The 15,240-nt window shown below is 65.1% G+C and carries 17 protein-coding genes and 1 riboswitch; of the genes, 5 read left to right on the plus strand and 12 right to left on the minus strand.

Features of this window, described 5'->3' with window-relative positions; all coding sequences use genetic code 11:
• Positions 1-96 precede the first annotated feature (96 nt).
• The gene (rimK, locus tag LMT64_RS06565) at positions 97-1,023 is read left to right on the plus strand and encodes a 30S ribosomal protein S6--L-glutamate ligase (RefSeq protein ID WP_126351439.1); all 927 of its coding nucleotides are present in this window, start codon (positions 97-99) and stop codon (positions 1,021-1,023) included.
• Positions 1,024-1,155: 132 nt separating this feature from the next.
• Here rimK and LMT64_RS06570 read toward each other — a convergent pair whose 3' ends face one another.
• From LMT64_RS06570 to LMT64_RS06595, 6 genes are all read right to left on the minus strand, one after another.
• Complete coding sequence (locus LMT64_RS06570) at positions 1,156-1,617, minus strand: GNAT family N-acetyltransferase (RefSeq protein WP_126351440.1); 462 nt, start codon at positions 1,615-1,617, stop codon at positions 1,156-1,158.
• Between the two features lie 167 nt (positions 1,618-1,784).
• A complete protein-coding gene (locus LMT64_RS06575; RefSeq protein WP_126351441.1) occupies positions 1,785-2,993 on the minus strand; it encodes a bifunctional 3,4-dihydroxy-2-butanone-4-phosphate synthase/GTP cyclohydrolase II in 1,209 nt (402 codons plus the stop codon).
• Positions 2,994-3,054: 61 nt separating this feature from the next.
• Positions 3,055-3,699 carry a riboflavin synthase gene (locus LMT64_RS06580; protein WP_126351442.1) on the minus strand — a complete coding sequence of 215 codons (645 nt, stop codon included), beginning with the start codon at positions 3,697-3,699 and terminating at the stop codon, positions 3,055-3,057.
• 11 nt (positions 3,700-3,710) lie between these two features.
• Positions 3,711-4,802, minus strand: coding sequence for a bifunctional diaminohydroxyphosphoribosylaminopyrimidine deaminase/5-amino-6-(5-phosphoribosylamino)uracil reductase RibD (gene ribD, locus LMT64_RS06585; protein ID WP_126351443.1), 1,092 nt, complete (start codon positions 4,800-4,802; stop codon positions 3,711-3,713).
• A gap of 99 nt (positions 4,803-4,901) precedes the next feature.
• A riboswitch (FMN riboswitch) is annotated at positions 4,902-5,155 on the minus strand.
• Between the two features lie 94 nt (positions 5,156-5,249).
• Entirely contained in the window at positions 5,250-5,798 is a 549-nt protein-coding gene (locus tag LMT64_RS06590) for an RNA 2'-phosphotransferase (protein ID WP_126351444.1), read from the minus strand.
• Positions 5,795-6,796 (minus strand): DUF4357 domain-containing protein, encoded by a 1,002-nt coding sequence (locus LMT64_RS06595; protein WP_126351445.1) that lies wholly within the window; start codon positions 6,794-6,796, stop codon positions 5,795-5,797. Before LMT64_RS06595 ends, LMT64_RS06590 begins: the two co-directional genes overlap by 4 nt.
• A gap of 200 nt (positions 6,797-6,996) precedes the next feature.
• On the opposite strand from LMT64_RS06595, the gene metK reads away from it, so the two are divergent.
• From metK to LMT64_RS06615, 4 genes are all read left to right on the plus strand, one after another.
• A complete protein-coding gene (metK, locus tag LMT64_RS06600; RefSeq protein ID WP_126351446.1) occupies positions 6,997-8,208 on the plus strand; it encodes a methionine adenosyltransferase in 1,212 nt (403 codons plus the stop codon).
• Between the two features lie 114 nt (positions 8,209-8,322).
• The gene (locus LMT64_RS06605; RefSeq protein WP_126351447.1) at positions 8,323-8,871 is read left to right on the plus strand and encodes a phosphoribosyltransferase family protein; all 549 of its coding nucleotides are present in this window, start codon (positions 8,323-8,325) and stop codon (positions 8,869-8,871) included.
• A gap of 28 nt (positions 8,872-8,899) precedes the next feature.
• Positions 8,900-9,844, plus strand: coding sequence for a hypothetical protein (locus LMT64_RS06610; protein WP_229253090.1), 945 nt, complete (start codon positions 8,900-8,902; stop codon positions 9,842-9,844).
• A 41-nt stretch (positions 9,845-9,885) separates the two neighbouring features.
• Positions 9,886-10,824, plus strand: a complete 939-nt coding sequence (locus LMT64_RS06615) for a hypothetical protein (protein ID WP_126351449.1) — start codon at positions 9,886-9,888, stop codon at positions 10,822-10,824.
• 18 nt (positions 10,825-10,842) lie between these two features.
• On the opposite strand, the gene LMT64_RS06620 is transcribed toward LMT64_RS06615, so the two are convergent.
• The 6 genes from LMT64_RS06620 to LMT64_RS06645 all read right to left on the minus strand — a co-directional run bounded on the left by LMT64_RS06620 (position 10,843) and on the right by LMT64_RS06645 (position 15,199).
• A complete protein-coding gene (locus LMT64_RS06620) occupies positions 10,843-11,436 on the minus strand; it encodes a single-stranded DNA-binding protein (protein ID WP_126351450.1) in 594 nt (197 codons plus the stop codon).
• 132 nt (positions 11,437-11,568) lie between these two features.
• Positions 11,569-12,222 (minus strand): DUF2270 domain-containing protein, encoded by a 654-nt coding sequence (locus tag LMT64_RS06625; protein ID WP_126351451.1) that lies wholly within the window; start codon positions 12,220-12,222, stop codon positions 11,569-11,571.
• A gap of 52 nt (positions 12,223-12,274) precedes the next feature.
• Positions 12,275-12,925, minus strand: coding sequence for an MBL fold metallo-hydrolase (locus LMT64_RS06630; protein WP_126351452.1), 651 nt, complete (start codon positions 12,923-12,925; stop codon positions 12,275-12,277).
• Between the two features lie 118 nt (positions 12,926-13,043).
• The gene (locus LMT64_RS06635; protein WP_324295856.1) at positions 13,044-13,730 is read right to left on the minus strand and encodes an MBL fold metallo-hydrolase; all 687 of its coding nucleotides are present in this window, start codon (positions 13,728-13,730) and stop codon (positions 13,044-13,046) included.
• Positions 13,723-14,673, minus strand: coding sequence for a DNA polymerase III (locus LMT64_RS06640; protein ID WP_126351453.1), 951 nt, complete (start codon positions 14,671-14,673; stop codon positions 13,723-13,725). Before LMT64_RS06640 ends, LMT64_RS06635 begins: the two co-directional genes overlap by 8 nt.
• Positions 14,674-14,746: 73 nt before the next feature.
• Positions 14,747-15,199 (minus strand): hypothetical protein, encoded by a 453-nt coding sequence (locus tag LMT64_RS06645; RefSeq protein ID WP_126351454.1) that lies wholly within the window; start codon positions 15,197-15,199, stop codon positions 14,747-14,749.
• Positions 15,200-15,240 lie beyond the last annotated feature (41 nt).

A 15,240-nucleotide genomic window follows, 5' to 3' on the forward strand; every position in this document is an offset into this window, starting at 1 on the left:
TGTAGAACAAAGCTACCATTTTTCCCAACTCGCGCTCAATCAGGGTTTTGAACCTCACACCTTGTTCCCGACCCAGAACTTTCTCAAGGACCAACCATGAATATAGGCATCCTCTCGCGTGGCCCCGAACTCTACTCCACCCGCCGCCTGGCCGAAGCTGCACGCGCACGTGGCCACGACGTCCGGGTGGTGGACTACCTGCGCTGCTACATGAACATCACCAGCCGCTCGCCCAAAGTGATCTATGCCGGCGACGAGCTGAACTTCGACGCGGTCATTCCCCGGATCGGGGCCAGTTATACCTTTTACGGCGGCGCAGTGGTGCGGCAGTTCGAGACGATGCACACCCTGACGCTGAACGGCTCGGTGTCCATCATCCGTTCACGCGACAAGCTGCGGAGCCTGCAACTGCTGGCCCGCGAGGGCATCGGCCTGCCCGTCACCAGCTTCGCCCACTCCACCAAGGATATCGGCGGCCTGATTGACATCGTGGGCGGCGCGCCGCTGGTCGTCAAGCTGATCGAAGGCACGCAGGGCAGCGGCGTGGTGTTGGCCGAAACGCGCAAGGCCGGAGAATCGGTCATCAGCGCTTTCCGGCAGCTGGACGCCAACATTCTGGTGCAGGAATTCGTGAAGGAAGCAGACGGCGAGGACATCCGCGCCCTGGTGGTCGGCGGCGAAGTGGTCGCCAGCATGATGCGTAAGGCTGCCGAAGGAGAATTCCGCTCCAACCTGCACCGGGGAGGCCGCGCCCTGCCCGTGACGCTGAGTGACGAGGAATGCCAGACGGCCACTCGCGCGGCCAGCATCATGGGCTTGGACGTGGCAGGGGTAGACCTGCTGCGCTCCAACAACGGGCCAGTGGTCATGGAGGTCAATTCTTCACCCGGTCTGGAGGGCATTGAGGGCAGCAGCGGTGTAGACGTAGCCGACGCCATCGTGGCTTACCTTGAAAAGCGCCACGCTGAGCGCGAGGGCAAACGCAGCGCCGGGCAATGGAGCAACGCCGACACCGTTCTGTGACCTGCCAGGCGTAGGCCTGGAGCTCTTTCGGACAGGCTGGGAAATGCCCTGTACCGCCTAGGCAAATGTAGCTGAGTAGTGGACTGATCCCCTCTCAGCTACATTTGCCCTAGTTCAGGGGCAAGCAGGGATTTAGCAGGCTGGGCGCAGTTCTTTAGCGTAATACTTGCCCGACAGCTCCCAGCCCAGCGAGCGGTAAAGGTCCGTGTCGTCTAGGCTGTCGGACAGCAGCCCCAGTTCCAACTGAATCACTTCGCAGCCCTGGCGGGCGGCTTCGGTCTGTGCCCAGCGCAGCAAAGCGGCGCGGTGGCCCTCGCCGCGCGCCTCAGGCAGCACCGCCAGTTCGGTGACTTCCAGCACACGGCCCACCGCCAAGGTGGGGACAATTCGGTAGCCCAGCACAGCGAGCGCCTCCGCCGAGGTGCCCTGATAGCGGTCAAAGCTCCCGATCAGGCGGTAGCCACTGCGGCCCGCCACCGTCAGAAAGGTCGCCAGGGCCCGCGCCGAAGCGGTGGGCCTGGCCTGTGGCCTGATCACACGTAAGGCGGGCAGGGCCAGGGCCGCCTGGTCCGGTGCAATAACCATGACACTCATGAAGCCCAGATTATGGGTCGAGCTATGACAAGAAACTTGCTCCTGCACAGGGTTGTCAGGAGCAAGCCAATTGTAAGAAACGCATATCGCTTCAGGTCTGAAAGAAGCGTTTCAGGGCCACCCGACCAACTTGCTGCCAGTTCTGGTGGCCCTGACTCAAGCTTGGCTCAGTCCAGATGCCCCATTTTCTGACGCTTGGTCTGCAGGTAGCTGCGGTTGTGCGTACCCTCGCCCACTCGCAGTGGCACCCGCTCCACGACTTCCAGCCCAAAGCCGCTCAGGCTGTGCAGCTTGACCGGGTTGTTGGTCATCACGCGCAGCTGCTCGGCGCCCAGCAGGTGCAGCATCTGCGCCCCGATACCAAAGTCGCGGGCGTCTGCCGGAAAGCCCAGCCGCAGGTTGGCTTCTACCGTGTCGGCCCCCTGATCCTGCAGGTGATAGGCCCGAATCTTGTTCAGCAGGCCAATGCCCCGGCCTTCCTGGCGCAGATAGACGATGACTCCTCTGCCCTCGGCGGCAATCGCCCGCATGGCGGCGTCCAGCTGCGGGCCGCAGTCGCAGCGCAGCGAGTGGAAGGCGTCGCCAGTCAAGCACTCGGAGTGGACCCGCACCAGCAGCGGCCCTGGGCCGACTTCGCCCATCACCAGCGCCACGTGATCGGCCCCGCTGAGGCTGTCACGGAAGCCCACGATCCGGAACTCACCGTGTTCGGTGGGCAGCTTCGCTTCACCCTCAATCTGCATAAAGGGGTCATGCTCCATGCGGTAAGCGATCAGAGCCTCAATGCTTCCTACTTTCAACCCGTGGCGCTGGGCAAACTGCAGCAAGTCGGGCAGGCGTGACATCTCACCGTCATCGCCCATGATTTCGCAGATCACGCCGACCGGCTCGAAGCCGGCCAAACGGGCCAGGTCACAGCCGGCTTCGGTATGTCCGGCGCGGCGCAGCACGCCCCCAGAGCGCGCCACCAGTGGGAAAATGTGGCCAGGACGGCGAAAATCGTTGGGCTGGCTGGTGTCGTCCAGCAGTGCGGCGATGGTCGCGGCCCGGTCAAAGGCGCTGATCCCGGTGGAGTTGGTCTGGTGATCTACGCTGACCGTAAAGGCGGTGCCGTTCGGATCGGTGCTGTTGCCGACCATCGGATTGAGTTGCAGGCGCTCGGCGCGGTCTCCGGTCAGGGTCACGCAGATCAGGCCACGCCCCTCGCGGGCCATAAAGTTGACCCACTGCGGCGTGGCGGTGGCGGCAGGCATCAGCAGATCCCCCTCATTTTCGCGGTCTTCGTCGTCCACGATGACCACCGGGCGGCCAGCACGTAGCTCGTCCAGAATTTCGGAAATGGGAGAAAGTTGGGTGGGTTGGCTCGATTCGGTCATGTTTGTTCCTCAGTGAGTCAGTGAAAAGGTAGAGCGGTTGGACAAGGCAAGCAGGCGGCCTTCAGCCTTCTGTGGCCTGCCGTCTGCCTTCCCGGAAGGCCAGGAGGCGGTCCAAATACTTCGCCATTTGATCGGCTTCCAGGTTCACTTGCCTGCCTGGTTGCCAGCCCCCCAGGGTGGTGACTTCCAGGGTATGCGGGACCAGCCAGAGGGTGAATTCGTTCTCGGCCAGCTCGGGTTTGCTGCCAGCGGGGCCACCACTGTCTACGATGGTCAGGCTGACCCCGTCCACCGTGATGCTGCCCTTGGGCATCAGATAGGGCGCGAGCAGGGCCGGGGCACGCACCACCATCACATAAGCCCCTTCCACCGGGCTGATGGCAACGATCTCCCCCACCCCATCCACATGCCCGCTGACGATATGTCCGCCGAAGCGGTCCCCGGCGGTCATGGCACGTTCCAGGTTCAGGGCGTCACCGGCCTGCCAGTGCGGGGCCGTCTTGGCGAGCGTCTCCTGGCTGAGATCCACGCCAAAGGTCTGGTCGTCCCAGTCGGTGACGGTCAGGCAAGTGCCGTTGCAGGCGATGCTCTCGCCCAGCTCCAGGTCAGGCCACAGTTCGGCAGGCTCAATTCGCAGGCTCAGGCCGCCCTTGTTCTGTTTTGAATGGGCCACGCGGCCCACTTGGGTAATGATTCCGGTAAACATTTCTCACTCCTTCAGAGGGCCGAAAGCTCCGACGGACGCCCGCCTGCTGCTTCCTGCACCTTGTTCTCGCCACAAATAAGAAGGTCCTGTCCTACCACTTCTACGCTATATATCTCTAGCCCCAACGCCTCCGTCATCGGGCGTGAAGGGGTCAGCAGCGGCGGCAAGCCCGCGCCCAGCACCTTGGGAGCGACAAAAGCGCGAACCTCGTCCAGCAGGCCCGCTGCCGCAAAGGCGCTCGCCAGCGTGGGGCCGCCTTCCAGCAGCAAGGTAGATACCCCCAGGTCGTGCAGGCCGCGTAGCGCCTCTTCCAATGTGGCCGCAGGCAGGATAGTGACGCCAACTGAGGCCAGCGCCGAGGCGTCTGCGTGTGGTAACGTGACCACCACTGCGCCTTCCCGCAAAGCACGGGCACTGGGTGGAGTGCGGGCAGCCCGGTCAAAAATGACAGGCCGGGGATCACGCCCACCGGGCACGCCACGGGTGGTCAGCCGCGGGTCGTCGGTCAGGACCGTGCCCACCCCGACGGCAATGGCGTCGCACTCGTCCCGCCACTGCATGACGCGGGCGCGGGCCTCGGGGCCGCTGACGGCTCCATTGGCCTCGGTCTGGCCCGCATCGTCTACAGCGGCCACCTTGCCGTCCAAGGTCATGGCGTACTTGTAAATGACGTGGGGGCGGCCCTTTTCCATCCGAGCGCGGAATCCGGCCTGCTGGCGCACCGCTTCGGCCTCCAGCACGCCCGATGTGACCTCCATCCCAGCGGCCCGCAGCCGCTCTATTCCGCGCCCGTCCACCTGCGGATTCGGGTCACGGGCGGCGACCACCACGCGGGCTATGCCTGCGGCGATCAGCGCGTCGGCGCACGGTGGGGTGCGCCCGAAGTGGCTACACGGTTCCAGAGTCACATAGGCGGTCGCTCCCCGCGCCTGCTCTCCCGCTTCGCGCAGGGCAAAGACTTCGGCGTGGGGTTCTCCGGCCCTGGGGTGAAAACCCCGGCCTACCACTTCGCCGCTGTTCGGCTGCACGATCACGCACCCCACCGGAGGATTGGGACTGGTGCGGCCCAGGCCCCTGCGGGACTCGGCCAGCGCTTGGGCCATCCAGACAGTGTCAGCTGATGCACCCAAATTCGGTGGGTGCTCCGGTCGTTCAATTCTCACATTGGCTACGCCGTCCGCCGGGGTGGCAGACTCAGGCGTGTCCCCTTTCTCCCATCCAGACTGCGGGCACTGCGCCACAAATAAAAGCGACGGTGCCTTTCACTGTCGGCCCCAGAGTCGCACTGGGTCGGGCCTGCACGGTTATGGAATGTAGGCAGGCTTCGCGGGCTAACACTGCAAGCAAGCGGAAAAAAACTCCTACTTGCTCCGCTCGGTCAGGCGCGGGGCGGCCCGCACCTGCCGGAGCAGCGATTACCGCCGGTGGGGAATCTCACCCCGCCCCGAAAGAGGTCTGATTCTGCGCCGTAATGCGGCTGACCGGTTTTCTCCCCGGCAACCAGGCGCTGAACCGGGTTCATCTTAGCGCGGCACCATGCGCTCAGAACGTCAGCGCGGCTCAGTTCGCCCTGGCGAGGGCAGTTCCGTGAGGTAGTGCGGCGGCACGGCATCTACCAGCCAGACACCATTGTCCGAGCGGTAAAACAGGTGGCCGTCCGCGTGCATCCGCCCAGTGTCTACCGCGTAGAGCACCGGCCAGCCTCGGCGCAGGCCCACCCGCAGGGCCGTCTCGGTATTGGCCGACAGGTGGACATGGTGGCGGTTCATGGCCTTCAGGCCGTGGCGGGTAATTCCTGGCCTGGCCCCCTGGTGGGTTCCGTGGTACAACGTCCCCGGCGGCTGAAGCGGCTCTAGGCCCAGATCCACTGGCACGCTGTGGCCCTGATGGGCGCGGATTTTGTCGCCGCCTTCGCTGAGGCCAAAGCGGCCCTTGTCGTCGGCGCGCACCACCTGTTCCACCTGCTCACGGGTCACGCGCAGGTGCGCCAGCAGCGGCTCCAGCGGCACCCAGCCCCCGCGCTCCAGGGTCAGGCCCGCCTCGTGCGGGGCGTGGCGCAGCAGGTAAGCAAGGCGCCCTGAGAGCTGACGGGGGTTCATTTGGGCCGGTAGTGCTGAGCGGGGCGGCCTTCAGCGTCTTTCCAGACATCCCAGCCGTTGCGCGAGCCGCCAGAAATAGCAGCTGCTGCACCACTGGGCGTTTGGTAATCGTGGTCGCGCTGAAACACCAGGGAGTCACCTTCGCGCTTGAGGACACCACTTTTCAGCAGGTTCTGGCGGCTCTGCTCTATACCTTCTGCGTACGCTTTGGCCTGAGCCACAGCCCGACTACCGGCCAGCACAGTAAAGCGGCCGGTAGCGGGACAGTAATGGGCCTGTGCCTCTGCGCCATAGACGGAAAAATACAGCTGAATCGTTGCTGACCCTACTGGGTCAACCGCTTGACCCACCAGCACGTCCCGCTCCGCTTCGGTCAGCCGTCCCATTTTCACAGCGGCTTCGGCGGCTTTTTCAAACGTGGCTATCTCAAATTCAGCCTGGGTCTGCTCGACCACCGGGCGCTTTTCGCGGCGAATGCGGGCCTCGTCGCGGCGTTGCTGCTGACGCTGGCGCACGGTGTCTACAGCGGCGGCAAAAGCGTCCTGCGCCCAGACTTCAGCGTCCAGCAGCCCAAAAAAATCGGCGGCAAAGCTGTCCCCCTGGCCCATCTCGACTTTGAGCGCCACGCGGTCCTCCCATTTGCCGGGCAGGTGCTCGTCTATCACCACCCACACCCGGCCGTTGGTCACGATGGCCCAGCGGCTGCCTTCGTTGACCGCGTAGGTGGCGGCCTGCTGGTATTCCCTGGGGCCGACTGTGACGCCCATTCCCTTGATTTCGAGCGCGAATTTGCCCTGGCCCCGGCGAATCAGGAAATCGGCGCGGTGGCCGGTGGCGTTGGTTTCCTCGGGCACCACTTCGGCGGGGTTCCAGATGTCAAACCCCGCCGCCTGAAGCAGCCGCAGCACCACGCACTGGCGCACGACCGCTTCGCCCGGTGGGTCATCCAACCAGGTCTGAATGCTGCTCAGGGCCTGCGCGACATCGGCAAGGGACATTGGGGCAAGTATAGGGGCGTTGCCGCGCCGACAAGCCGTAACTGAGCATTTCGCCCGGCGAAAGCTCCGGCATCTGAGCTAAGCTGCCTGACGTGTGCTGCGGCCCCAGGGCCAGCGGCAAAGCGGCCAGGGCCACCTTCCGCAGCAGACCTACAGGTCACGGCGCTGCAGAACACCGCCCCGGCTGCCAAGGAGTCAAGATGCGCAAATTCTATACCTCTGAATCGGTGTCCGAGGGGCACCCGGACAAGCTGGCCGACTTTATTTCCGACTCGATTCTGGACGAGTTTCTGCGCCAGGAGCCGACTTCCCGCGTGGCCGTCGAAACGCTGGTCACGACTGGCATGGCCGTGGTGGCCGGCGAAGTGCGCGCCCACACCGCCCACGTGGATGTCCAGAAAACGGTCCGCGAGGCTGTGCAGCGCGTAGGTTATACCCGCGCCATCTACGGTTTTGACGCCGAATACAGCGCGGTGCTGGTGGCCATTCACGAGCAGAGCCCCGAAATCGCGGATGGTGTAGATGGCAGCGAGGAGTGGCGCGAGATGAGCGCCGAGGAGCGGAGCAAGCCGGAAAACGCCGATTCGGAAACGGGAGCTGGGGACCAGGGTCTGATGTTCGGCTACGCCACCGACGAAACGCCGGAGCTGATGCCGCTGCCGATCAGCCTGGCACATGGCCTGACCCGCCGGATTGCCGAGTTGCGTAAGACCGGTGAACTGCCCTACCTGCGCCCCGACGCCAAGGCCCAGGTCACGGTGGTCCGCGACGGCGAACCGCACGACGCGAAAGAGACCTGGGTGGATACGGTGGTCATCAGCGCCCAGCACGACGAGGACGTGACCCGCGAGCAGCTGCAGGCCGATCTGGAACGCCTGGTCATCCGGCACGTCATTCCCGCCGAGTACCTGCACGAGGACACCAAGTTCTTTATCAATCCGTCGGGCAAGTTCGTGATTGGTGGTCCACACGGCGATACCGGCCTGACGGGCCGCAAGATCATCGTGGACACCTACGGCGGCGCGGTCCCGCACGGCGGCGGGGCGTTCAGCGGCAAAGACCCCACCAAGGTGGACCGCTCGGCGGCGTACTACGCCCGCTACATCGCCAAGAACATCGTGGCCGCTGGGCTGGCCCGGCGCGCCTTGGTCGAAATTGCCTACGCGATTGGCCGCGCCCACCCCGTTTCACTGCGGATCGACACCTACGGCACCGGCACCCTGCCCGACGATAGGCTGACCGAAGTGGTCCGCCGTGAGTTCGACGCCCGCCCCCAGGCAATTATCCGGCAGCTGGACTTGCAGCGCCCCATCTATGCGCAGACCGCAGCGTACGGTCACTTTGGCCGATCTGAGTTCCCCTGGGAACAGACTGACCGTGTGGACGCCCTGCAGGCAGCAGCGCAACAGTAATTGTCCGGCCCACCCATCAGCGCAAAAGGCTCCAGGGAACACCTGGGGCTTTTTTCTTTCCTGCTGCTCAGCGGCTGACATGCCCGTGCTCCGGCTTGCCCTAGACTGTCGGTCATGAAGTCCATTCAAGTGACCGTCGGTGACGTGACCCGTGAACTGCCTACCATTCAGGTGGGCGCGGTGCGGCGGGTCCCCCTGGTCGAATTCCTGGGAGACAGCGAACTGACCAACGCGGCCGCCGAGGCCATGCTGCCACTGCTGAATCCAGACACCGAAATCATGTTGACGGTGGTGACCAACGCGCTGCCGCTGGTTCACGAGCTGAGTGACCGCTCCGGCATTCCTTATGTGGTGGTGCGTAAGAAGCGCCGCACCTATATGCGCGACCCCATGATTCAGGAGGTTCCCAGCATGAGCCTGGGCGTGAACGAGACGCTGTGGCTGGACGCCCGCCATGCTGAGCGGCTCCAAGGCAAGAAAGTCCTGATTGTGCAAGATGTGGTGTCATCCGGCGGCACCGGCACGGCCCTGGCACGCCTGGCCGAGCGGGCCGGAGGTGAGGTGGTGGGTTACTTGGCGGCCTTCCAGCAGGGAGGCAAGAAAACGCCGTTTGAACTGACCAGCTTGCAGGAACTGCCTGGCGTTCAGGGCGAGGATCACTGATCGCCCAGCGCGTGGGGTCTAGAGTGTCATGACCTCTTCTCGCTGCTCCCCCACGACACGGTTCCTCCGGCGACTCATGATCGGTGGCCTGCCCCTCGTGCTGGGCAGCTGCATGGTTGTCGCCGTGCGGCCGACCAGCACCGGCACGCTGGATTTCAGCGGCCCGGCCCCCGACGTGGTGATTCTGGGCATGTCGGGCCACTGTGCGCCGCCCTGCGTGTCGCCCACCGACAACTACGACAATCTGGGCCACAACGGCACGCTGGACCTTCTGGCCGATGCGGTCAGCACCGCCGGATACAGCGTGCAGGTGTCGGGCTATACCTCCAGCGTGCGCGAGTCGTTCGGGTTCCCCCGCGTCAGTCCTGAGCAGCGCGGCTGGCCGGCCCTGCGGCGCGACTACGTCCGGATCCGGCGCGAGTGGGCGGATGACCCACCCCGGCTGGTGCTGGTCGGCCATTCGCACGGGGTTCCGTGGCTTCATCAGTTGGTGCGGCAGTTTCCAGATCAGCCGGTGGCCGCGCTGCTGGACATAGACGGCGTGTGCGGCCTGTGGAACCTGGACCACCGCGCCGCACTGATGGAGCTGAGCGCCGAGCTGCGCGGCCAGCCGGACATCGCCCAGGCCTGCCAGCCGCTGCCGCCGGATGAGCGCCCGGGTGGCGTGCGCGTCGGCCCCGGGGACCTGGTGCCCTGGAACGTGGAGCGCGGCCTGGAGGTTCAGTCGTTCAAAGGAGCACTGGTCCCGGAACCGGCGGGTGACTATCCCATCAACGTGTTCTGGGACCAGCATGCCAACCTGCGCCCAGACGGCTCACGCCGGGGCCTGACCACCGGTACCTCGGTGCTGGAAGGCCACTCGCACCTGGCCGACAGCGGCAGCCGGGGCATGCGCTGGCTGGCGGGCGAGCTGCGCCGATTGGCCCAGGAGTGGCGGGGCCAGGAGTCCAGCCGGGCTGTTCCAGGCGAGTAACAAAATTAAATGGCAACGCCTGCATCTTCTAGAGTGTGAAGGTGTCCTGGCCTCCTCTACGCCCCCTCCTCGCCCTGACCCTGGGCCTGTCCCCTTTGCTGAGCAGTTGTACGGTGGTCGGGTCCGTGACCCACCCACCACCCACCGTGGTGCGAGCAGCCCAGGCCCCGGCGCTGGACCTCGGCGGCCCGGCCCCGGATGTGGTCATTCTGGCTGTCTCCGGACACTGTCACCCGGTCTGCAACGCCCCACGCGACAACTATGATTACCTCTCAGACTACGGCACCCTGGACCGAATTGCCCGTGAGGTGCAGCTTTCGGGCCTGAGCGTGCAGGTCGCCGGCTACGCATCGGGGGCGTTTGATGAGGGCAGCTCGCCGCGCATCTCACCACCACAGCGTGGCTGGCCGGCGCTGCGGCGTGATTATGCCCGCCTGAACACGGTCTGGGCCGCCGACCGTCCCCGTGTGGTGCTGCTGGGCCACTCGCAGGGGGTGCCGTGGCTGTATGCCCTGGCGCGGCAGTTCCCGGAGCAGCCGATTGACGCCCTGATCGAACTGGACGCCATGTGTGCCCTGTGGAATCTGGACCACCGCGCCGCGCTGCTGCGACTGAGTGCCGGGGAGCGCGGTCAGCCGGACATAGCGGGGGCCTGCACCCCGCAGCTGGTAGGAGGGATACGCCGGCTGCCCAAAGATACCGTGCCGGACAACGTGGCCCGCAACCTGGAGCTGCACAGCCTGGAAACCGACAAGTCCGAGGCCCTGCTGGCGGGCGGGCGGTTCAACCCAATCTGGGCCAGAACGCCCAACCTGCGCGCAGACGGCACACGCCTGGGCATCAACACCCACCGGATTGTCGGTGAAACCCACAGCGACCTCTCCAAGCCGGGCAGCGCCGCTGTGACGCTGGCCGCCGCCTGGCTGTATGACCTGGCCGTGGGCTGGGCAGAGGACGACCAACAACAACCGCCCCGATGAGGACGGCCAATCATGCGGTCAAAAAGGAGTGTCTTCTTCGGCTGGGGCTGAAGCGGCGGCGCGGGCCGTGGGGCGCGACATAGGCACACTGTCGGGCTGAGGGCGTGGCTCGTAGCGGCCAGCGGGGGCGGCAGCGCGGGGTTCGCGCGGCTGACCCTGACCGGCTGAGGTGCCCTGGCCCTGCGAAGCGGCGAAACGGTCCTGACGCTTTCCGCCCCGGAACATGGCCAGGGTCACGTATTCGATCTCTCCATCGGCCTTTTCGCGCAGGTGTTCGGGGTCGGTGGGCTTGGCACCACGGCTGTACTTGACGGCCTTGGGCAGTTTCAGCTTGCGGCTGTCCACTGCTTCCAGCTCGCGTCGGCGGTAGGCGTGACCGCGGTGCAGGATCATCACTTCGCCTTCTGGGTTGGTCCAGGGCCGGGCACCGATAAGCGACCAGTCGAAGTCAGGTTCATTGTCCAGCGGAAATACGAAGCCGCCGTTGGGCACCTCGCCGCTGGTCCAGCCCAGGCGGCCATAGTGGCGCTGCACGTCCAGCAGCTGCTCAGGCCGCTCCACGTCCACCGTGACTTTGGCCCCCAGATCGGTGATGAATTCAATGTGCAACATAGTTACGCCTCCTTCTTGGGCCTCCGCCCGGCTTTGAGCTGCGAGGTTTTACCCTCAAGCGGTATCTACTGTTTACGTAAATAACATAACACAGTTTCTGCATGTTGGGTAGCGGCAAGCCCGCGCTGCTTATCAGTCATCTTCCATCGGGTAATCACGCGAGGCATTGACCGCCAGCGAGATCAGGTAGGCATACAGGGCCGCCACCCCAAGTAGAACCACCCAGCCGGACAGCGTGCCGACCCTAGCAGTGTCCACAAAGGTTTCCAGGCTGATCGGCGTGTTGCGGGGATAGCTGGTCGCCAGCTTGGCCAACCAGGCCATCAGTACGGCCGCGTAGATCCACAGATAGTTGCGCTTGAGTCGCCAGCCCAGCGCTTCAGAAACGCTGATGGGGCTGCGCGGCTTGGCCAGTTCACCCAGCAGGAACTGGTGCCAGCCTGCGTCCACATGGTCTCCCAGAATGGCCGGGTAAAAGAAGCGCTCCATGATCCGCACGCGGTGGTGAGCGATCTCGTAAGAGCGAAAGCGCCGGGCCTCAAGCCGCAAAAAGTAGAAGTTGAGGAACATGGCAAACAGAAACGTGGCGTGGCTGTGCTCGTCGTTTCCCATCGCAAAGCTGGCAATACCCGCCGTGGTCACCACCGCCCAGTTGGTCGTGTTGTCCAGGCGCTGGCGGTAGCTGACCATCTTGTAGGACTCACCCCGGTAAAGGTGAATCAGGGCGTTGGCCGAGTTGCCGTTGTAGTGGCTGGCAGTAATGGTGCTCTGGCGCGGGTCGGTCATTCGCCTCCAGCCTAGAGCATGGCAGGCAGGGCGCGGGCAGATCAGGCAGCCGCTACTGCAAGAAAGGATTGGTCTGACGCTCGCGTCCCACCGTGGTGGCCGGACCGTGACCGGGATAAACGGCCGTATCGTCTGGCAACGTAAGCAGCTCGGCGCGGATGCCACTGAGCAACTGTGGATGGTTGCCCCCAGGCAGATCGGTACGCCCGATGCTGCCCGCAAATAGGGTGTCGCCCGCAATCACGAAGCCCTGGCCCACAAAGACCACATGGCCCGCTGCATGGCCGGGCAATTCACGTGCGGTCAAACTGAGGTCGCCCGCCGTAAAAAGCTGTCCCTGGCTGATTGCATGGTCGGGGGCCGCCGGTTGGACGAACGGCAACCCGAACAGCGCTGCCCGCGCCTTGCCGCTGTCATAGTCGGTTCGGTCAAGCGGATGCAGGTACACCGGAACATTCAGCGCCTCACGCACCGGCTGCACCGCGCCGATGTGATCGAAATGTGCGTGGGTCAGCAAAATGGCCTGCACCGTGACCCCACTCTGGCGCACCAGGTCCAGAATGCGCCCGGCATCGTCGCCCGGATCAATCAAAAAGCCCCGCTGCTGCGCCCCAGCAACAAGCAAACAGTTTTCCTGCAGCGGGCCAGTCGGCAGACTCCAGATGCGTATCTCTCCGTGGGTGGTGGGCTGCGGCAGCGTCATGCCGGTCAGTGTAGAGCAGTTCTCCGGAGTGCGCCTGCACGCACAAAGCACCCTGGCCCACACTACGTCGCGCCTTGTTCCTGCGAGTCCGGCTTCTCTCGCTGGTCAGTGGCAGGCTCTAGACCAGATGGCGGCGAAACAGAGGTTGCCCACGCTCAGCGCCCACGGTGGTCGGCGCGCCGTGACCGGGATAAATCACCGTGTCTGGCGGTAAGCTGAGCAGCTCATGTACGATGCCAGCGATCAGCTGTAAGCGGTCCGCCCCCGGCAGGTTGGTGGGCGCAATCGCCCCAGCAAACAGGGTGTCTCCCGCCAGTACGAAGCCGTCTCCCACCCATACCACATGCCCCGGCGAGTGGCCGGGCAGCTCGCGGGCCGTTAGGGTGACGGCACCCGCCGTGAACACTTGCCCCTGATGAATGGCCTTATCCGGCAGGGCCGGCGGCTGGAAGTTCGTGACTCCGAAGGTCTGTGCCAGTGCGGCTGCGCCCACGTAATTGTCCAGCTCGGCAGGGTGCAGATAGACCGAGACGTCCAGTTCTTCACGCAGTGGCTGCACCGCCCCGATATGGTCGTAATGCGCGTGTGTGAGCAACATGGCCTGCACCTCTGCCCCACTCCCCTGAACCATTCGCAGGATTTGCTGGGCGTCCGAGCCGGGGTCAATCAGCAGCCCCATGCCCGCTGCATCTGTGACCAGCAAGCAGTTCTGGTTCAGTGGCCCGGTGGCGAGGCAGCGCACCCAGGCCGCGCCATGCTGCACCGGGTCCAACTGGTTGTAGGCCAGCGGGGCCAGATCAAGCACGGTCCACACCCAGGGCCGCCCGCGCCGCCAGGCCGAACACCATGAAGCTCAGCGCCGGATTGGCGTAGGCTTCGAGCGCCCGTTCCAGAGCAGCCAAGGCCGTGTCCAGCCCTGCGCGTGCCGGAGCAGGCTCGGCGCGCCATACGGAGCGCAGCGCCTCGGCGTGCCAGGGGGTCCAATGGCTTTCCAGCTCGGCGGCAGCGTCCAGGGTGGGCAACATGCCCTCACGCAGCGCCATGTGAAAGCCAGCAGCCTGTCCCAGCGCTGTGCCTACCTCCGCCGCATGGTCCAGCACTTCCGGGCGACCTGCCGCCAAAGCGACCAATTCGTCCGGGTCCAGGTCGTCCGGGCCGCTGCGCCGGGCCAGTTCCTCGTGCATGGCAGCGTCACTCAGGGGCGGCACACTCAGGCGGGTGCTGCGGCTCACGATGGTCGGAATCACGGCGCGCACATCGGCGGCCAGCAGTAAGAAGCGGGCGCCATGGGGCGGCTCCTCAATCAGCTTGAGCAGGGCGTTGGCGGCCTCCGGCCCCAGGAACTCGGCCCCGCGAATCAGCACGGCACGGCGGGCGTAGGTGGGGCGCACCTCCAGAAATTCAAGCACGTGGGTGTCGTATTCGCGGCGGTCGTCGCGGCTCTGCACCACCGCGCCCACCGGAATAATCCGGCGACGCGCGGCCCGGCCCGTACCGGTCGTCTCACGGGGAGACAGTTCCAGCAAGTCGGGGTGTGCTCCTGCCGCCAGCCCCCGGCAGCTGGGACACACGCCGCAGGCCTCGCCGCCCATGCCACGCTGACCAGTACAGTTCAGCGCAGCGAATACCGCCAGCGCCAACGCCCGCTGTCCACCGTACTCGGCCCCGGTCAGCAGCAGGGCGTTGCCACGCGCAGCGGTGGCCTGTTCCAGTAAGGGCAGATGGGCCTGGGGCAGGGTGGGCAACACAAACAACAGTTTAGTGGATGGTTCTAAGAAAGCTTGGGGTCAGCAGTGGCCCAATGGATTGCTGGCGTCTTCTTTACTCGCCTTGATAGCGCCGCCAGGCCAGATAGAACTCGGCGGCCTGCGGAGCGGTGACTTCCGGCACATACACCTGGGTTTCGGCACAGTCCCCGCCCTCCAGGCGCAGGGTCAGGCCCGGGCAGGACCGCGCCAGACCGTGAATCTGCTGCTGATGCCGCAGATGTGTCAGCGCGGCAGTCAGCAGCAAGGCAGCACCGGGCAGGCCCAGGGTCAGTGTTTCGGGCCAAGTGGGAAGCGGCGCGGCGCCCATCGGCAGGGCCACCAGAGCCACGGCCACTCCCGTCGCTGGCGCCGTGACCGGCGGACGGGCCGTATCGGTGCCGAACCAGACTCCCTGAATCTGCTCCGGGTGGCCTCGCAGCGGCCCCACTTGAAAGTGGCGGCGCGTCAGAAACACGCTGCCTGGCCCTGGCAGAGGCACCAACTGACCCGGTGTGGCCGTGTTCATGTGCCCATGCTGCGGCTCCCACGTCAGCATGACATCATGCC

This window comes from Deinococcus radiophilus (assembly GCF_020889625.1).
Taxonomy (GTDB): domain Bacteria; phylum Deinococcota; class Deinococci; order Deinococcales; family Deinococcaceae; genus Deinococcus; species Deinococcus radiophilus.